Here is a 19,322-nt window from a genome sequence, read left to right on the forward strand (position 1 = left end):
CGCATCCATGCGGCTGACACCCCGCACTCCGACACCGCCCCACCTCTGACAGATTCCGGCGGCTGTTGGTAGGTGTCGACCTTGGTCGACACGGTAGATCCACGCCATGCGTGGATGCTTTTCGTTCAATTCTCGAAATATTCGATCTCGATTGAGATTCATCCACGCATGGCGTGGATTCGCGACAGATCGCAGAAATCTGTCGAAGGCGGGGTGGGTCCGGTTACGGGAGTGTCCGCGGCATGGATGCCGCGGCCAAGCCCCCATGGACGGGTTTACGGCGTCTCCCGCAACCGGACCCACCTCGCCATTCCACGGAATGCGGCTTTTGCTTTCGCCTTTGCTTGCGCGGTGGCCTCTGCAGGCGCCGGGCGCAGCCCGGCCGATACCCCTCAACAGGCAGGCGGCGCCCGGAACAGGTACCCTATGCCGCCATCAGATAGCCAACGTGACATGACCGACGCCATCGTCGCTCCGCAGTGGGCCTCCCGCCTGCGCGACATCGCCGACTTCCCCAAGCCCGGCATCCTCTTCAAGGACATCATGCCGCTGCTCGCCCATAGCGAGGACTTCCGCGGTGCCATCACCGCGATGGCCGACCGCTGGCGCGACCAGAAGCTGGACGCGGTGGTCGGCATCGAATCGCGCGGCTTCATCCTCGGCGCCGCGATGGCGCTGGAACTGGGCGTCGGCTTCGTGCCGGTGCGCAAGCCGGGCAAGCTGCCGGGCCAGGTGCTGCGCGAGGAATACACGCTGGAATACCGCAGCGACTGCATCGAAGTGCACGCCGATGCGCTGCCGGCCGGTGCCCGCGTCGCGATCATCGACGACGTGCTGGCCACTGGCGGCACGCTGGTCGCCGCGTTGTCGCTGGTGCGCCGCCTGGGCATTGACGTGGTCGGTGCCGGCGTGCTGGTCGAACTGGACGGTCTCGGCGGCCGCGCCCGCTGGGAAGCGGACCTGCCGCTGCACACCGAACTGGTGTTCTGATCAGGCGGGTATCTGCGAACCGGTAGTTGCCAACCTTGGTTGGCAGCGCTTTTCGCGATTGATGCCATGGACGGGCCAACCAAGGTTGGCCACTACCAGGTCAGGTCGTTGCCAACCGAGGTTGGCAACGCTGCTTCAGTCACATCATCCGCACGCGGAAACGACGGCCCTTGATCTTGCCGGCTTCCAGCTTGGCCACGGCCTTGTTGGCCTGCTCACGCGCGATCGCCACATAGGAGCGGGTTGGGAAGATCGCGATCTTGCCGATGAACTTGCTCGACAGGCCGGCATCACCGGTCAGTGCACCGAGGATGTCGCCCGGGCGCAGCTTGTCGGTCTTGCCGCCGTCGATGCGCAGCGTGCGCATTGCGGCCTGCGGCAGTTCAGACGGGCGCGAGGTTGCCAGCGGCGTCTTCTGCCAGTCCAGCGGCTGCCCCATCTGCGCTTCGATGGCTTCGGCGCGGGTCTTCTCGCGGCCGGCCACCAGGCTGATCGCCAGGCCACTGGCACCGGCTCGGCCGGTACGGCCGACGCGGTGCTGGTAGCTCTCCACATCGGTCGGCAGCTCGTAGTTGATCACCGCCGCCAGCTCTTCCACATCGAGCCCGCGTGCGGCGACGTCGCTGGCCACCAGTACGTTGCAGCTGCGGTTGGCCAGCAGCAACAACACTTCCTCGCGATCGCGCTGTTCCATGTCGCCATGCAGGGCCAGTGCGGAGAAGCCGAACTGCTGCAGTGAGTTGGCCACTTCGTCCACGTCCTTGCGGGTGTTGCAGAAGACCACCGCCGATTCCGGCGTGTACTTCAGCAGCAGGCCGGCCAGTGCCTTCTGGCGGTGCGCCGGTTCCACCTCGCAGAACAGGTGGCGGATCGCCGGAGCCTGGTCGGCACCCTCCACGGTCACTTCCACCGCGTCGCGCAGCAGGTCACGCGCCATGGCGCGGATGCTGTCGGGGAAGGTGGCCGAGAACAGCAGGCTCTGGCGATCCTTGTGGGTGCGGCCGGCGATCTCGCGGATCGGCTCTTCGAAGCCCATGTCGAGCATGCGGTCGGCCTCATCCAGCACCAGCGTGCGCACCGCGCCCAGGTTCAGCGCACGCTTGCGTGCCAGTTCCTGCACGCGGCCGGGCGTGCCGACCACCACATGCGGATCGTGGCCTTCCAGCGATGCCAACTGCGGTCCCAGCGGTACGCCGCCAACCAGCAGCAGCAACTTCAGGTTGGGAATGCCGGTGGCCAGCTTGCGGATCTGCTTGCCGACCTGATCGGCCAGTTCGCGGGTCGGGCACAGCACCAGCGCCTGCACGCGGATCAGGCTGGGGTCGATGGACTGCAGCAGGCCCAGGCCGAAGGCGGCGGTCTTGCCGCTGCCGGTCGGCGCCTGTGCGATCACATCGCGGCCATCGAGGATGGCCGGCAGGCTCTGCGCCTGCACGGGGGTGAGGGTGGTGTAGCCGAGGGCATCCAGGCCGGGCTGCAGGGCCGGGCTCAGCGGCAGGGTCGAGAAGTCAGTCATGGCGCATTGTACCCGTCCGCGCGGCCGCTCCCGCCTAAAGGGATGGGGTCGGATCCCTTTCCGCAGGAAAGGGCTCTGCCCCCCAATTGGAGCTGCCATCCACGCATGGCGTGGATCTACGGGTGGGTGCCGACCCTGGTCGGCACGCTCCTGCTCAGCCCAGCACGGCCAGCACGCCCTGGTGGATCGCCAGGCCCCCGAACAGCAGCCAGGCAAACAGGATCAGCGCCAGCAGCAGCGGCTTCAGCCCGGCCTGGCGCAGCGCCGAGACGTGGGTGGTCAGGCCCAGTGCCGCCATCGCCATCGCCAGCAGCACGGTATCCAGCTGCACCAGCCCCGCCTGCAGGCCAGCCGGCAGCAGGTGCAGCGAGTTGAAACCGGCCACCGCCACGAAACCGAAGGCGAACCACGGCACCACAATGCGCGCCTTGCTGCCATCGGCGCTGGCCTTGCCGCCACGCGCCAGCCACAGCGACAGCACCACCAGGAACGGTGCCAGCAGCATCACCCGCACCATCTTGGTGATCACCGCCGTGTCAGCCGCCGCTTCGTTGACCGCGCGGCCAGCGGCGACCACCTGTGCCACTTCATGCACCGTCGCGCCGGTGAACAGACCGTACTGGCGCGCGTCCATTGCCAGCCAGCCGTGTGACTGCACCAGCGCATACAGCGCCGGGTACAGGAACATCGCCAGCGTGCCGAACACCACCACCGTAGAGACGGCGACCGTGACCTGTGCCGCGCGGCCACGCACCACCGGTTCGGCGGCCATCACTGCCGCCGCGCCACAGATCGCGCTGCCGGCGCCGATCAGCATTGCCGCCTCACGCTCCATCTTGAACACGCGCACACCCAGCCAGCAGGCCAGGCCGAAAGTGCTGGCGACCACCAGCACGTCCATCAGCACGCCGGTGACGCCGACATGGCCGATGTCCTGGAAGGTCAGACGCAGGCCGTACAGCACGATGCCGGCGCGCAGCAGCCAGTGCTTGGAGAAGCCGACACCGGCTGCGCTGCTCGGCGCCAGCCGCGGGTAGAGGGTGTTGCCGACCGCGATGCCGGCGACGATGGCCACGGTCAGCGCGCTCAGACCGTGCGCTTGCAGCCAGGGCAGCTCGGCCAGGTACAGCGACGCCGCCGCGATCAGACCCACCAGCAGCAGGCCGGGCAGGCGCGGCTGCCAGCGTTGGCGCAGGGCGGGCAGGGACCAGGGGGAGAGAGCGGGGGCGTTCATGGCAGGGGCAGGGCTGGAGTGATGGGGCAAGCGTGCGCCTCTGTCGCTGACCTGTAAAACGAATAATATGGGTGAAACCTACCCATCAAGAAGGTAAGTGCCATGCGCCTGACCTTGCGCCAGCTGCAGGTCTTCGTCGCCATCGCCGACCATGGCAGCACCACCGCTGCCGGCCAGGCCATTGCGCTTTCGCAGTCGGCCAGCAGCGCCGCCCTGCAGGAACTGGAGGCGCACTTCGGCACCCCGCTGTTCGACCGCATCGGCCGCCGCCTGGCCCTGAACGGCCACGGCCGCGCGCTGCTGGAGCCGGCGCGTACCCTGCTGGTCAATGCCGCCGATCTGGAGCGGCAGCTGGCTGCCGGCGGCGACCCGTCGCAGGGTGCACCGCTGCGGCTGGTGCTGGCCGCCAGTACCACCATCGGCAACTACCTGCTGCCGCCGCGCATCGCCGAACTGCTGCGGCAGGCGCCGCAGGCCGAAGTCGACCTGCGCATCGACAACAGTGCCGGCGTGGTCGCCGCCGTGCAGCGACTGGACGTGGACGCCGGCCTGATCGAAGGCCCATGCCACGAGCGCGGGCTGCAGGTGACCGCCTGGCAGCAGGATCCGCTGGTGATCGTCGGCGCCGCCGACGCCCCCGCGCGCTGGTCGCTGGATGAACTCCGCCGCGCCCGCTGGCTGCTGCGCGAGCCCGGCTCCGGCACCCGCGAAGCCGTCGAACAGGCGCTGTTGCCGCACCTGCGCGGCTTCGCCCAGACCCTGCAGCTGGGCAATACCGAAGCGATCAAGCAGGCCGCCATCGCCGGTCTCGGCCTGGCCTGCCTGTCCCGGCACGCCCTGGAAGAACCCTTGGCCCTCGGCCGCCTGCGCGTGCTCCAGACCCCGCTGCCCGCCCTGCAGCGCACCCTGTGGCTGGTACGCCACCCCGGCAAGCAATGGCTGCCGGGGTTGCAGGCGTTGTTGGGGGAGGTGCAGTAGCAGGGATCCGTCTTGCACTGCGCGAATTCCACGAAGGGGTCAGAGCCCGTTGCGCAGCAACGGGATCCGACCCCGACCGATCGACAGGCCTTGCAGCGCTCATCCACGCATGGCGTGGATCTACCGTGTCGACCAAGGTCGCCCCCTACCAGAGCAGTACGCCGTTCCGACAGATCGCGGAAAACTGTCGAAGGCGGGGTGGGTCCGGTTGCGGGGGCGTGAGCCGCATGGATGCGGCGACCGAGCTTACATGGGTGAGGGCGCTTTGCTTGCGAAGCACTGCTTCGCAAGCGCCCGAACGCACAGCCGCCAGCGGCTGGGCCGGGCCCCGGAGGGGGGCTTGCAGCGGCCCCCGCAACCGGACCCACCCCGCCATCCCACAGGAAACCAGCTTTTGACGTTGCTGTTGAGGTTGCCGGCCAGCGGCCGGCACTACCGCGGGTGTCGGGTGCAACCCGGCCGACGCCCCCAACCCGTACAATATCCGGATGCCTCTGATTACTCTGCAGAACGTCGACTTCAGCGTCGGCGGCCCGTTGTTGCTGGAAAAGGCCGAACTGTCGATCGAGCCGGGCGAACGCATCGCCCTGATCGGCCGCAACGGCGCCGGCAAATCCACCCTGCTCAAGCTGCTGTCCGGCGACCACAAGCCCGATGACGGCGAAGTCCGCGTGCAGCAGGGGGTGCGCGTCACCCGCCTGGAGCAGGAAGTGCCGCATGGCGCCGCCGGCTCGGTGTTCGATGTTGTGGCCGACGGCCTCGGCGAACTGGGCCAGTGGCTGGCCGAATTCCACCACCTCAGCCATGCCGAAGTATTCGATGGCGAAGCCCTCGGCAACGTACAGGCCAAGATCGATGCCGCCAACGGCTGGGGCCTGGACCAGCGCGTCAGCGAAACCCTGACCAAGCTCGACCTGGACGGCGAGGCCGAGTTCGGCCGCCTGTCCGGCGGCATGAAGCGCCGCGTGCTGCTCGCCCGCGCGCTGGTGTCCAGCCCCGACGTACTGCTGCTGGACGAACCGACCAACCACCTGGACATCGAAGCCATCGACTGGCTCGAAGCGTTCCTGAAGGGCTGGAGCGGCAGCGTGGTGTTCGTCACCCACGACCGTCGCTTCCTGCGTGCGCTGGCCACCCGCATCGTCGAGATCGACCGCGGCCAGGTCACCAGCTGGCCGGGCGACTGGGCCAACTACGAGCGCCGCCGCGAGGAACGCCTCAACGCGCAGGCGCAGGAGAACGCCCGCTTCGACAAGCTGCTGGCGCAGGAGGAAGTCTGGATCCGGCAGGGCATCAAGGCCCGGCGTACCCGTGACGAAGGCCGCGTGCGCCGCCTGAAGGCGATGCGCACCGAACGCTCGCAGCGCCGCGACCTCAGCGGCAACGTCAAGATGGAAGCCGCGCAGGGCGTCAGCTCCGGCAAGAAGGTCATCGACGTCAAGGACATTTCGTTCGCCTTCGGCGAGCGCACCATGGTCCGCGATTTCACCACCACCATCCTGCGTGGCGACCGAATCGGCCTGATCGGCCCCAACGGCAGCGGCAAGACCACGCTGCTGAAGCTGCTGCTGGGCGAACTGCAGCCGGCCAAGGGCGAGGTCAACGCGGGCACCAACCTGCAGATCGCGTATTTCGACCAGTACCGCGCGGTGCTGCGCGAAGACTGGAGCGCGATCGAGAACGTCGCCGAAGGCCGCGATTTCCTCGAGTTCAACGGCAAGCGCAAGCACGTGCATGCCTACCTGCAGGACTTCATGTTCACCCCGGAACGTGCGCGTGCGCCGATCACCCGCCTGTCCGGCGGCGAACGCAACCGTCTGCTGCTGGCCAAGCTGTTCGCGCAGCCGTCCAACCTGCTGGTGATGGACGAACCGACCAACGACCTGGACGTGGAAACCCTGGAGCTGCTGGAAGAGCTGCTGGGCGAGTACACCGGCACGCTGCTGCTGGTCAGCCACGACCGTGACTTCATCGACAACGTAGTGACCTCTACGCTGGTGATGGAAGGCGACGGCGTGATCGGCGAGTACGTCGGTGGCTACAGCGACTGGCAGCGCTATGCGGCCAGCGTGGCTGCACCTGCCGCGGCGCCGGCTGCCAAGCCAGCGACCGCTGCACCGGCCGCTCCGGCGGCTGCGACCCCCGCTGCGCCCAAGCGCAAGTTGGCCTACAAGGAAGCGCGCGAGCTGGAGCAGCTGCCGAAGACCATCGAGAAGCTGGAAGGCGATGTCGAAGGGCTGACCTCGGCGATGAACGACCCGTCGTTCTACACCCGCAGCAGCGCCGAAGTGACCGCGCATACCCAGCAGCTGGCCAAGGTGCAGGCCGAGCTGGATGCCGCGTACGCGCGATGGGAAGAGCTGGAAGGCTGAGCGTCTGCCACGGCCGTCTCGCCCGGCGGGCGGCTGTGGCTTTTGATCTGATTCCGCCTTGAAGCGAGCCGAGCACCGCAGGTCCGGCGAGGGCGAAGAGGCGCGGGTGTCTGAGCGCAGCGAGTTCCCGCGCCGTCCCTCGGTGGGCCGAGGAGCGCAGGGTACCGGTGCGCAGCATCGGCTCGCGGACGGCGGAGCGTTTCTTTTGGTTACTTTTCTTTGCGCGCACCGCACTGCAGGAGCAGGGCGGAACGGCATAGCCGGCCCGCAGGGTGACGCACAAGGATGTGCGTCATCAAGAAAAGTAACGCCCATGAACGCATCAGATTGCAGAAGTCATGATCCGCGCAGCGCGGTCATTTAACCCCGTGCAGATCCCGCAGCTGGCTCGGCCGGCTGCCGAAATACGCCGCCAGATCGGCGATGTCCTGATCGCTCAGGTCCTTCGCCTGCGGCGTCATCAGCGCATGCTGGCGGTCACCGGCGCGGTAGGCCTGCAGCGCATGCGCCAGGTAATCACCGTACTGCCCACCCAGCTTCGGATAGGTCGCATCGATCGGCGCGTTGCCGTCGGCCCCGTGGCAGTCGATGCAGCTCTGGTTGGTGGCTTTGCCCTTCACCTTGGCGCGGGCCTCGCCGGCGGCCTCGCGGCCCGGCGGCAGGCCGGCGGAGGACGATGAACCGTGTTCGCCGCTGGCATGGCCCGGGTCGGCGGCGGATTTCTCGCTGTTTTCCACCTGCGACTGTGAACAGGCGGCCAGCAGCAGGGCAACGGACAGGGCGATGGCGTGACGCATCGGATGCGCGGCTTTCGACATGGGCGGGCCTTACTTGACGGTGGACAGGTAAACAGAGAGATCGGCGATCTCCTGTTCGCTGAAACTCATCGACTGCGCCTGCATCGTCGGATGCCGGCGCTTGCCCTGGCGGTATTCGGTCAGGGCCTGGGCCAGGTACTGCTGGGTCTGGCCGCCGATCTTCGGCACCCGGTAGCTGGGGTAGGCGTTCTTGTAGCCGGTGATGCCATGGCACCCTTGGCAGGTATAGGCCAGGACACGGCCATTGTCGAAGTTGCCGGTGGGGGCGGCAGGCGCCGGGGCAGCGGCGGGAGCCGGGGCCGGGGCGGGTGCGGCAGGAGCAGGAGCGGGCTGTGCGGCGGCCCCAAGGGGCAGGAGGACGGCCAGAGCGAGACAAGCGGCGAGCGGCTGCGGGCGCATGGTGTCGTTTCCGGGGATTCGGGTCTGGTCGTTCCGGCGTGGGGTACGGAACGCCCCGAGTATAGCCTCAGGTTTCATCTAGCTGAAATGGGGGGAGGCCGACCAGCGGCGTGAAGGCACCATGACCTTTGGGATATGGTGTTGCCGTGAAGTGGTGCATTACTTTGCTACCACACCTGTCCACGCATCCTCCAGGGATCTGACGATGTCGCACCCAACCTTCCTGTCCGGCCGTCGCAGCGGAATCTGCGCTGCCGCACTGCTGATCTCCACCTCCCTGCTGCTGGGCGGTTGCGCCGCAGGGCCCAATTCCGAAGCCAAGGCCGCCGAGACCAAGGAGGAGAAGAAGGTCGACGCGGTCCCGGTCGAAGTGGCCGTGGCCAGCCATCGCGCGGTCGCCGCCAGCTACACCGGTACCGCCGCGCTGGAGCCGCGCGCCGAATCGCAGGTGGTCGCCAAGACCTCCGGCGTGGCGCTGGCGGTGCTGGTCGAGGAAGGCCAGCGGGTGACCGCCGGGCAGCCGCTGGTGCGGCTGGACCCGGACCGCGCGCGGCTGGCCGTGGCACAGAGCGAAGCGCAGATGCGCAAGCTGGAAAACAACTACCAGCGCGCGCAGAAGCTGGTCGGCCAGCAGATGGTCAGCGCTGCAGACGTCGACCAGCTGCGCTTCGACCTGGAGAACGTCCGCGCGCAGTACCGCCTGGCCACGCTGGAGCTGTCCTACACCACCGTCGTGGCGCCGATCTCCGGCGTGATCGCCTCGCGTTCGATCAAGACCGGCAACTTCGTGCAGATCAACACACCGATCTTCCGCATCGTCGACAACTCGCGGCTGGAAGCCACCCTCAACGTGCCCGAGCGCGAGCTGGCCACGCTGCGCGCCGGCCAGCCGGTGACGCTGGCCGCCGACGCGCTGCCGGGCCAGAGCTTCACCGGTACGGTCGATCGCATCGCGCCGGTGGTGGATTCGGGCAGTGGCACGTTTCGCGTGGTCAGCGCCTTCGACGGCGCCGCGCACGCGCTGCAGCCCGGCATGTTCGGGCGCATCCGCATCGACTACGACCAGCGCGCCGATGCGCTGGTGGTGCCGCGCCTGGCGCTGCTCGACGATGGTGAGCCGGCGGTGTTCCGGGTGCGCGAAGGCAAGGTCGCACGCGTTCCGGTCAAGCTGGGTTACGCCGAGGGCCCGTGGGTGGAGATCCGTGATGGCCTGGCGGCCGGTGATCAGGTGGTCACCGCCGGCAAGGTCGCCCTGCGCGACGGCACCGCAGTGCAGGTGATCGCCGATCCGAAGGCAAAGCCGAAGACGGTCGCAGCGGCCGCCAAGCCGGCAGACAAGGCCGGGAGCAAGCAATGACCGCCCCGGGCCACGACCACGGTGCCTCGCCGGCGAGCGACGGCGCCGCCGCCGGCATGCGCGGCGGCCTGGTGGAGTTCGCCACCCGCCGTCGCGTGACCATCGCCATGTGCACGGTCACGCTGCTGCTGTTCGGCCTGATCGCGCTGGGCAACCTCAAGGTCAACCTGCTGCCCGACCTGAGCTACCCGACGCTGACCGTGCGCACCGAGTACACCGGTTCGGCGCCGACCGAAATCGAAACCCTGATCACCCAGCCGGTCGAAGAAGCGGTCGGCGTGGTCAAGAACCTGCGCAAGCTGAAGTCGGTCTCGCGCACCGGCCAGAGTGATGTGGTGCTGGAGTTCGCCTGGGGCACCAACATGGACCAGGCCAGCCTGGAGGTGCGCGACAAGATGGAAGCGCTGAACCTGCCACTGGAGGCCAAGGCCCCGGTGCTGCTGCGCTTCAATCCGTCCACCGAACCGATCATGCGCCTGGTGCTGTCGAACAAGGTGGCGCCGACCAGCGATGCCGATGCGGTCCGCGAGCTGACCGGCCTGCGCCGCTATGCCGATGAAGACCTGAAGAAGAAGCTGGAGCCGGTCAGCGGCGTGGCGGCGGTCAAGGTCGGTGGCGGCCTCGAGGACGAGATCCAGGTCGACATCGACCAGCAGAAGCTGGCCCAGCTGAACCTGCCGATCGACACCGTCATCAAGCGCCTGAAGGACGAGAACATCAACATCTCCGGCGGCCGCCTGGAGGAGGGTTCGCAGCGCTTCCTGGTGCGTACCGTCAACCAGTTCGCCGATCTGGAGGAGATCCGCAACCTGCTGGTCACCACCCAGGCGTCGAACGGCAGCGCGGCCGACTCGGCGTTGCAGCAGATGTTCAACATCGCCGCGTCGACCGGTTCGGCGGCAGCCATCGCGGCGGCATCGGCGGCGCAGAGCGCATCGTCCGGCGGTGGTTCCAGCGTGGTCGCCAACGGTGTGCCGGTGCGCCTGAAGGACGTGGCCACCGTGCGCCAGGGCTACAAGGAGCGCGAAGCGGTGATCCGCCTGGGCGGCAAGGAATCGGTCGAACTGGCGATCTACAAGGAAGGCGACGCCAATACCGTGTCAACCGCCGAAGCGCTGCGCAAGCGCCTGGAGCAGATCAAGGGCACGTTCCCGTCCGATGTCGAGATGACCACCATCGAGGACCAGTCGCGCTTCATCGAGCACGCCATCGCCGACGTCAAGAAGGATGCAGTGATCGGCGGCCTGCTGGCGATCCTGATCATCTTCCTGTTCCTGCGTGATGGCTGGAGCACGTTCGTGATCAGCCTGTCGCTGCCGGTCTCGATCATCGCCACGTTCTTCTTCATGGGCCAGCTCGGCCTGAGCTTGAACGTGATGTCGCTGGGCGGTCTGGCATTGGCCACCGGCCTGGTGGTGGATGACTCGATCGTGGTGCTGGAGAGCATCGCCAAGGCCCGCGAGCGTGGCCTGGGCATCCTGCAGGCGGCCATCGCCGGTACCCGCGAAGTGAGCATGGCGGTGGTCGCCTCCACCCTGACCACCATCGCGGTGTTCCTGCCGCTGGTGTTCGTCGATGGCATCGCTGGCCAGCTGTTCCGCGACCAGGCGTTGACCGTGGCGATCGCCATCGCGATCTCGCTGCTGGTGTCGATGACCCTGATCCCGATGCTGAGCTCGCTGAAGGGACGGCCGCCGCTGGCGTTCCCGGAAGAAGCGCCGAACGAACCGTGGCAACCGCAGAACCGCTGGCAGAAGCCGGTTGCGCTGGGCCGTCGTGGCGCCGTGGCGACCGCGCGCTGGAGCTTCTACGCGCTGGCCTGGCTGGTCGTGCGGGCGTGGCGTGGCGTGGTGGCGGTGGTCGGCCCGGTGATGCGCAAGGCCAGCGATCTGGCGATGAAGCCCTACGCCGGCGCCGAGCGTGGCTACCTGCGCCTGCTGCCGAGCGCACTGGCACACCCGGGCAAGGTGCTGGGCGTGGCCTCGATCATCTTCGTGGCGACCATGGCGCTGGTGCCGATGCTCGGTGCCGACCTGATTCCGCAGCTGGCGCAGGACCGTTTCGAGATGACGGTGAAGCTGCCGGCCGGCACGCCGCTGAAGCAGACCGATGCGCTGGTGCGCGAGCTGCAGCTGGCACACGGCAAGGGCGAAGGCGTGGCCTCGCTGTACGGTGTCAGCGGCAGCGGCACCCGCCTCGATGCCAGCCCCACCGAGAGCGGCGAGAACATCGGCAAGCTGACCGTGGTGATGGAAGGCGGTGGCAATGCACGCACCGAGGCCGAGATCACCGAGCGCCTGCGTGACACCATGGGCCAGCACCCGGGTGCGCAGGTCGATTTCGCGCGGCCGGCGTTGTTCAGCTTCTCCACGCCGCTGGAAATCGAGCTGCGCGGGCAGGACATGGCGACGCTCGAAGTAGCCGGCCAGCGCCTGGCGGCGCTGCTGCGCGGCAATGCGCACTACGCCGATGTGAAGTCGACGGTGGAAGAGGGCTTCCCGGAAATCCAGATCCGCTTCGATCAGGAACGCGCCGGTGCGCTCGGCCTGACCACGCGCCAGATCGCCGACGTGGTGGTGAAGAAGGTGCGCGGCGATGTCGCCACCCGCTACAGCTTCCGTGACCGCAAGATCGACGTGCTGGTGCGTGCGCAGGAAGGCGACCGCGCCAGCGTGGAGAGCATCCGCCGGCTGATCGTCAATCCGGGCAGCACCCGTCCGGTCACGCTGGACGCGGTAGCCGAAGTGGTCGCCACCACTGGACCCAGTGAGATCCACCGTGCCGACCAGACGCGGGTGGCGGTGGTGTCGGCCAACCTGCGCGACATCGATCTTGGCGCGGCCATGCGCGAGGTGCAGCAGATGGTCGCCGAGCAGCCGCTGGGTGCGGGCGTCGGCCTGCACATCGGTGGCCAGGGCGAGGAGCTGGCGCAGGCGGCGAAGTCGTTGATCTTCGCCTTCGGCCTGGCGATCTTCCTGGTCTACCTGGTGATGGCCTCGCAGTTCGAATCGCTGCTGCATCCGTTCGTGATCCTGTTCACCATCCCGCTGGCGCTGGTCGGCGCGATCCTGGCGCTGACGCTGACCGGCAAGCCCATCTCGGTGGTGGTGTTCATTGGCCTGATCCTGCTGGTCGGCCTGGTCACCAAGAACGCGATCATCCTGATCGACAAGGTCAACCAGCTGCGCGAGGCTGGCGTGGCCAAGCACGAGGCGCTGGTGGAAGGTGCGCGCTCGCGCCTGCGGCCGATCATCATGACCACGCTGTGCACGCTGTTCGGCTTCCTGCCGCTGGCGGTGGCGATGGGTGAGGGTGCTGAGGTGCGCGCGCCAATGGCGATCACCGTGATCGGCGGCCTGCTGGTGTCGACCCTGCTGACCCTGCTGGTGATCCCGGTGGTGTACGACCTGATGGACCGCCGTGGCGATGCCTACTACCGCGAACGCGGCCGCAAGCATGCCGGCGGGATCGAGCCGGGCAGCGCAGGCAACGCGGCAGGTGCGGAGGAACCGGCATGAGTGTGGCCGAGTTCTCCATCCGCCGTCCGGTCACCACCATCATGTGTTTCGTGTCGCTGGTGGTGATCGGCCTGATCGCTTCGTTCCGGCTGCCGCTGGAAGCGCTGCCGGACATCTCCGCGCCGTTCCTGTTCGTGCAGATCCCGTACACCGGCTCGACCCCGGAGGAAGTGGAGCGGACCATCATCCGCCCGGTCGAGGAATCGCTGGCGACGATGACCGGCATCAAGCGCATGCGCTCGTCGGCCACCTCCGAGGCGGCGCTGATCTACATCGAATTCAGTGACTGGGACCGTGACATTGCGATTGCCGCTTCCGATGCACGCGAGCGCATCGATGCGATCCGCAGTGACCTGCCTGACGACCTGCAGCGCTACAACGTGTTCAAGTGGTCCAGCAGCGACCAGCCGGTGCTGAAGGTGCGCCTGGCCAGCACCACCGACCTGACCACCGCCTATGACATGCTCGACCGCGAGTTCAAGCGGCGCATCGAGCGCATCCCCGGCGTGGCCCGCGTCGACATCACCGGCGCGCCGCCGAACGAGGTGGAGATCGCCATTGATCCGAACCGCCTCAACGCGCACGGCCTGAGCATCAATGAACTGAGCGAGCGCCTGCGCACGCTGAATTTCTCGATCTCGGCCGGGCAGATCGACGACAACGGCCAGCGCGTGCGCGTGCAGCCGGTGGGCGAGATCACCGACCTGCAGGAGATGCGTGACCTGGTGATCAACGCCAAGGGCCTGCGCCTGGGGGATATCGCCGACGTGCGCCTGAAGCCGGCGCGGATGAACTACGGGCGCCGCCTCGATGGCAATCCGGCGGTTGGCCTGGACATCTTCAAGGAGCGCAGCGCCAACCTGGTGGAGGTGTCGCGCGCGGCACTGGCCGAGGTTGAATCGATCCGTGCGGAAGCGTCGATGCGCGACGTGCAGATCAAGGTGATCGACAACCAGGGCAAGGCGGTGACCTCCTCGCTGCTGGAACTGGCCGAGGCCGGTGCGGTCGGCCTGATCCTGTCGATCACGGTGCTGTTCTTCTTCCTGCGCCATTGGCCGTCGACGCTGATGGTGACCCTGGCTATCCCGATCTGCTTCACCATCACCCTGGGCTTCATGTACTTCGTCGGGGTGACGCTGAACATCCTGACCATGATGGGCCTGCTGCTGGCGGTGGGCATGCTGGTCGACAACGCCGTTGTGGTGGTGGAAAGCATCTACCAGGAACGCGAGCGCATGCCGGGGCAGCCGCGCCTGGCCTCGATCATCGGCACCCGCAACGTGGCCATCGCGCTCAGCGCCGGCACGCTGTGCCACTGCATCGTGTTCGTGCCGAACCTGTTCGGTGAGACCAACAACATCAGCATCTTCATGGCGCAGATCGCGATCACCATCTCGGTCTCGCTGCTGGCCTCGTGGCTGGTGGCGGTCAGCCTGATCCCGATGCTGTCCGCGCGCATGGCCACGCCGAAGCTGGTGCACTCGCAGTCCGGCATGATCGCGCGCCTGCAGCGCCGCTACGCGACGCTGCTGGACTGGTCGTTGCGCCATCGCGGCTGGAGCCTGCTCGGCATCCTGCTGGTGGTGCTGGTCAGCCTGGTGCCGATGAAGCTGACCAAGATCGACATGTTTGGCGGTGACGGTGGCAAGGACATCTTCATCGGCTACATGTGGAAGGGCGCCTACACCTATCGCCAGATGTCCGATGAAGTAGCACGGGTGGAGAACTGGATCGACCAGAACCGTGAGCGCCTGCATGTGAAGCAGGTCTATTCCTGGTACAGCGAGCAGGAAGGCAGCTCCACCGTGGTCACCCTGGACGAAAAGTACGCCAAGGACATCAAGGCGCTGCAGGAAGAGCTGCGCAAGGATCTGCCGAAGTCCGCCCGCACCGACTATTTCGTCGGCAATCAGGGCGGCGATGGCGGTGGCGGCGGCAACCAGGGGGTGCAGGTGCAGCTGGTCGGCGACTCCAGTTCGATGCTGCAGGAGATCGGCCAGGAAGTGGTGCCGCTGTTGGCCCAGCGCACCGAGCTGCGCGACGTGCGCATCGACAATGGCGAGAAGGGCGGCGAGCTGAAGGTGCGTGTCGATCGTGAGCGCGCCGCAGCGTTCGGCTTCAATGCCGAGCAGGTGGCCAGCTTCGTCGGCCTGGCGCTGCGCGGTGCACCGATGCGCGAGTTCCGCCGCGGTGACAACGAAGTGCCGGTATGGGTGCGCTTCGCCGGCGCCGAGCAGAGCAGCCCGGAAGACCTGGCCGGTTTCAGTGTGCGCACCGGCGACGGCCGCAGCGTGCCGCTGCTGAGCCTGGTCACCGTCGACGTTGGTTCGTCGGCCACCCAGATCGGACGCACCAACCGCCAGACCACGCTGACCATCAAGGCCAACCTGGCCGAGAAGGTCACCGCGCCGGATGGCCGCAAGGCGATGGAGTCGGTGCTGAAGCCGATGAACTTCCCGGCCGGCTATGGCTTCACCTTCGATGGCGGTGACTACGGCAACGACGATGAAGCGATGCAGCAGATGGTGTTCAACCTGCTGATCGCGCTGGTGATGATCTACGTGGTGATGGCGGCGGTGTTCGAGTCGCTGTTGTTCCCGGCGGCGATCATGAGCGGCGTGCTGTTCTCGATCTTCGGCGTGTTCTGGCTGTTCTGGATCACCGGCACCTCGTTCGGGATCATGTCCTTCATCGGCATCTTGGTGCTGATGGGCGTGGTGGTGAACAACGGCATCGTGATGATCGAGCACATCAACAACCTGCGGCGCGGCGGCATGGGCCGAACGCAGGCTTTGGTTGAGGGCTCACGCGAACGCCTGCGCCCGATCATGATGACGATGGGCACGGCGATCCTGGCGATGGTGCCGATCTCGCTGACCAACACGCAGATGTTCGGCAACGGCCCGGAGTACGCGCCGATGGCGCGCGCGATTGCCGGCGGCCTGGCGTTCTCCACGGTGGTCAGCCTGCTGTTCCTGCCGACGATCTATGCGGTGCTGGATGACCTGCGCAACGCGGTCACGCGGTTGATCCGCCGTGCGCGTGGTCTGGAAATGGTGGCGGGTACCCCGGTGTAGTGGTCGAGCCTGCTCGACCGCAAGGAGCGCCAACGTGTTGTGGTGTGGGGGAGGCCGGTCGTAGTGGGGCGGCCTCCCCCTTTTTTTGCCAGGCATGGCCGGGCTGGCCATCACCGTATCGGCTTGCCTTCTGTAGAGCCGAAGGCAGCGGCAGGAGCCGCTGCCAACGTCGCTTGCGACGGCCCGGAGGGTGTCGGCCAGGACGGCCGGCATAGCCATGCTCGGCTGATCTTCGCGACCGGAAACGATGTGCCAACCAAGGTTGGCACCTACCGGTCGCGCGCGCAGACGCCGTGCGGCCGGTAGCGCCGGGCCATGCCCGGCGGGGCGTTGCAATCAACCGGCGACCTTGCCCCACACCTTGAACGTGGTCAGCCACAGGCCAAGCATGCTGCCGATGTTGGTCAGCATGAAGGTCAGCACCACGCGGGTGACGCGGTTGCGATACCAGCCCTTCAGGCTCTGCGCATCGTCGCGCAGCTTCAGGAAGTCCTCATACGCAGGCTTGCGCAGGCGCGCTTCCACCAGGGCCGAGAATGCGCCGGTCGGGATGCTCAGGCGGAACGGCTTGAACGGCGCCACCGCGATCGCGGTGAGGATGCTCAGCGGATGGCCGCCGGCCAGCAGGCAGCCCAGGCCGGCGAGGCCACCGGTATACATCGCCCAGGTCGCCAGCAGTTCGGTGCCCACGCCCAGACCACCGCGGTAGAAACCTACGCCGATGCCGGTCGCTACGATGGCCAGGATGCCCAGCGTGAACCACGGAATGTTGCGCTTCTTCGGCACCGCTTCCAGCTCGGCGCGCAGCGGTGCCGGTGCTTCGGTGTCGGTTTCCAGATAGCGCGCCAGCCCGGCCAGGTGGCCGGCACCCACCACCGCCAGCACTTCACGCTGCTGCGGGTCGTGTTCCTCGCGCAGGCGCGTGGCCATGTAACGGTCACGTTCGCCGATGATGGTCTCGTACAGCGCCGGGCTCTCGCTGGCGAACTCGCCGAAGCTCGATTCCAGCATGTCGCCCTGCTTGAGCTTCTCGATCTCGTTCTCGCCGACTTCCTCGGATGAGAACAGACCGGCACCGAGGCCGGCGACCAGCTTCAGCTTGCCGAAGAAGCCCAGCCGCTGCGAGGCACGGCGGAAGGTCAGGCCAACCTCGCGGTCGATCAGATGCACCGGCAGGTTGCGCTCGCGCGCCAGCTCCACCGCGCGTTTCAGTTCCGCGCCCGGCTCGATGTCGAGCTGTTCGGCCAGGCGGCGCTGGTACGCGGACAGGGCCAGGTTGGCGGCGAACAGGGCAACGCGGCCCTTGCGGATCACCTCGACCAGGTCGAGCTTGGCCAGCGTGTCCGGGTCGCTCAGCGCCTGCAGGCGCTGCGGGTCCAGTTCAACGGCAACGGCATCGAAGCGGCCGCTGTCGATGGCTTTTTCCACCGCCTCGACGCTGGCGCGGGAGACGTGGGCGGTGCCCAGCAGGGTATAACGCACGCCGTCGCGTTCAACGACGCGTACCGGCTGGCCGGCGAACAGATCGTCGCCGGTCTCGGGAAGGGTTTCAGTCATGGATTCATTCATTGGAAGGTGCGGTGTCGGCGCCATCGCCGAGCGCGCGCTGCATCTGCACGGTATCCAGCCAGCGGCCGTGCTTGCGGCCAAGGCCACGGAACACGCCCACCAGCTCGAAGCCGAAGCGTTCGTGCAGCTTGATCGACGCGGTGTTGGTCGGTTCACCGATCACCGCCACCATCTGCCGGTAACCGCGCGCCACGCAGGCATCGATCAACGCCTGCAGCAGGCCAGTGCCGACGCCCTGGCCCTGGAAGCGGGCATCGACGTAGACCGAGTTCTCCACGGTCCACTGGTAGGCGACGCGGGTGCGGTAGGTGTTGGCGTAGGCATAGCCGGCGACCTGGCCGTCGATCTCGGCGACCAGGTAGGGGAAGCCGCGGTCGATGATGTCGCGCATGCGGCGCAGCATCTCGGTCGCGTCCGGGATGTCGTACTCGTAGGTGTTGACGAAGTCGGTCACTTCCACCGCGTAGATCGCGGTGATCGCGTCGATGTCGGCAGGGCCGGCATCACGGATGAGGACGGCCATGCGCGGGCTCCGGATCAGTCGATGTAGCGCTTGAGCAGGTCGCCGTAGGCATCGATGCGGCGATCACGCAGGAACGGCCAGATACGGCGCACGTGCTCGCTGCGCTGCAGGTCGACATCGCACAGCAGCACGGTGGCGTCGGTGCCGGCTTCGGCCAGGAATTCGCCCTGCGGGCCCAGTACGTGGCTGTTGCCCCAGAACTGGATGCCCGAAGCACCCAGCGGCGAGGCTTCATGGCCGACGCGGTTGCAGCTCAGCACCGGCAGGCCGTTGGCCACGGCGTGGCCGCGGTGACTCAGCACCCAGGCGTCGCGCTGGCGGGTCTTCTCGTCCTGCACATCGTCCGGGTCCCAGCCGATCGCGGTCGGGTACAGCAGCAGCTCGGCGCCGGCCAGCGCCATCAGGCGTGCCGCTTCCGGATACCACTGGTCCCAGCACACCAGCACGCCGAGGCGGCCCACCGAGGTGTCGATCGGCTTGAAGCCGATGTCGCCCGGGGTGAAGTAGAACTTTTCGTAGAAGCCCGGATCGTCCGGGATATGCATCTTGCGGTACTTGCCGAGCAGCGTGCCGTCCTTCTCGAACACCACGGCGGTGTTGTGGTACAGGCCGGCGGCGCGGCGCTCGAACAGCGAGCCGACCAGCACCACGCCATGCTGCTTCGCCAGCGCGCCGAGGCGCTCGGTGCTCGGGCCCGGAATCGGCTCGGCCAGGTCGAACTCGTCCACCGACTCGTGCTGGCAGAAGTACGGGCCGTTGTGCAGTTCCTGCAGTAGCACCAGCTTGGCACCCTGCGCAGCCGCCTCGGCCACGCGTGCTTCGATCACCGCCAGGTTGGCGGCGGCATCACCGTGGTTGCGCTCCTGGATCAGGGCGACGGTAAGGGGGCTGCGCGAGTTCATGCGGGGCGTTCCTGCGGGGGAAAACCAGCATGTTAGCGCGGATGGACGGCGACGGCGTGTCGCGCGCTG

Annotated in this window: 12 protein-coding genes and 1 pseudogene; 6 read left to right on the forward strand and 7 right to left on the reverse strand. The window is 67.4% G+C overall.

Annotated elements, in window-relative coordinates:
* The first annotated feature begins 453 nt into the window (after nt 1–453).
* Complete coding sequence (locus N5D91_RS22660; protein ID WP_180855641.1) at nt 454–990, forward strand: adenine phosphoribosyltransferase; 537 nt, start codon at nt 454–456, stop codon at nt 988–990.
* A gap of 139 nt (nt 991–1,129) precedes the next feature.
* Here the strand turns inward: N5D91_RS22660 and dbpA are convergent, their stop codons facing one another.
* Entirely contained in the window at nt 1,130–2,506 is a 1,377-nt protein-coding gene (gene dbpA / locus N5D91_RS22665; RefSeq protein ID WP_110712012.1) for an ATP-dependent RNA helicase DbpA, read from the reverse strand.
* A gap of 154 nt (nt 2,507–2,660) precedes the next feature.
* The gene (locus N5D91_RS22670; protein ID WP_180855642.1) at nt 2,661–3,740 is read right to left on the reverse strand and encodes a YeiH family protein; all 1,080 of its coding nucleotides are present in this window, start codon (nt 3,738–3,740) and stop codon (nt 2,661–2,663) included.
* Nucleotides 3,741–3,842: 102 nt separating this feature from the next.
* Between N5D91_RS22670 and N5D91_RS22675 the strand changes: the two genes are divergently transcribed.
* Nucleotides 3,843–4,718: a LysR substrate-binding domain-containing protein gene (locus tag N5D91_RS22675; protein ID WP_110712014.1), complete on the forward strand. Its 876-nt coding sequence runs from the start codon at nt 3,843–3,845 to the stop codon at nt 4,716–4,718.
* Nucleotides 4,719–5,206: 488 nt separating this feature from the next.
* Nucleotides 5,207–7,090, forward strand: a complete 1,884-nt coding sequence (locus N5D91_RS22680) for an ATP-binding cassette domain-containing protein (RefSeq protein WP_180847809.1) — start codon at nt 5,207–5,209, stop codon at nt 7,088–7,090.
* Between the two features lie 356 nt (nt 7,091–7,446).
* Here the strand turns inward: N5D91_RS22680 and N5D91_RS22685 are convergent, their stop codons facing one another.
* Both N5D91_RS22685 and N5D91_RS22690 read right to left on the reverse strand, forming a co-directional pair.
* On the reverse strand, nt 7,447–7,908 hold the full coding sequence (locus N5D91_RS22685; protein ID WP_032128319.1) for a cytochrome c: 462 nt from the start codon (nt 7,906–7,908) through the stop codon (nt 7,447–7,449).
* A gap of 9 nt (nt 7,909–7,917) precedes the next feature.
* On the reverse strand, nt 7,918–8,307 hold the full coding sequence (locus tag N5D91_RS22690) for a c-type cytochrome (protein ID WP_180855389.1): 390 nt from the start codon (nt 8,305–8,307) through the stop codon (nt 7,918–7,920).
* 205 nt (nt 8,308–8,512) lie between these two features.
* On the opposite strand from N5D91_RS22690, the gene N5D91_RS22695 reads away from it, so the two are divergent.
* From N5D91_RS22695 to N5D91_RS22705, 3 genes and pseudogenes are all read left to right on the forward strand, one after another.
* Nucleotides 8,513–9,664 carry an efflux RND transporter periplasmic adaptor subunit gene (locus tag N5D91_RS22695; protein ID WP_153855018.1) on the forward strand — a complete coding sequence of 384 codons (1,152 nt, stop codon included), beginning with the start codon at nt 8,513–8,515 and terminating at the stop codon, nt 9,662–9,664.
* Nucleotides 9,665–9,726: 62 nt separating this feature from the next.
* A pseudogene (locus N5D91_RS22700) lies at nt 9,727–13,182 on the forward strand (efflux RND transporter permease subunit); the annotation flags it as partial.
* Nucleotides 13,179–16,259, forward strand: a complete 3,081-nt coding sequence (locus tag N5D91_RS22705) for an efflux RND transporter permease subunit (RefSeq protein ID WP_180855391.1) — start codon at nt 13,179–13,181, stop codon at nt 16,257–16,259. The pseudogene N5D91_RS22700 and the gene N5D91_RS22705, both read left to right, overlap by 4 nt.
* 336 nt (nt 16,260–16,595) lie before the next feature.
* Here the strand turns inward: N5D91_RS22705 and N5D91_RS22710 are convergent, their stop codons facing one another.
* The 3 genes from N5D91_RS22710 to N5D91_RS22720 are packed head-to-tail and all read right to left on the reverse strand — an operon-like array spanning nt 16,596 to nt 19,253.
* Complete coding sequence (locus tag N5D91_RS22710) at nt 16,596–17,828, reverse strand: TraB/GumN family protein (protein ID WP_164087773.1); 1,233 nt, start codon at nt 17,826–17,828, stop codon at nt 16,596–16,598.
* Complete coding sequence (locus tag N5D91_RS22715; protein WP_110712021.1) at nt 17,821–18,351, reverse strand: GNAT family N-acetyltransferase; 531 nt, start codon at nt 18,349–18,351, stop codon at nt 17,821–17,823. The genes N5D91_RS22710 and N5D91_RS22715 overlap by 8 nt, the downstream gene beginning before the upstream one ends.
* A gap of 14 nt (nt 18,352–18,365) precedes the next feature.
* Nucleotides 18,366–19,253 (reverse strand): carbon-nitrogen hydrolase, encoded by an 888-nt coding sequence (locus N5D91_RS22720; RefSeq protein WP_049397762.1) that lies wholly within the window; start codon nt 19,251–19,253, stop codon nt 18,366–18,368.
* Nucleotides 19,254–19,322 lie beyond the last annotated feature (69 nt).

This window comes from Stenotrophomonas sp. GD03794 (assembly GCF_029842145.1).
Classification (GTDB): Bacteria; Pseudomonadota; Gammaproteobacteria; order Xanthomonadales; family Xanthomonadaceae; genus Stenotrophomonas; species Stenotrophomonas riyadhensis.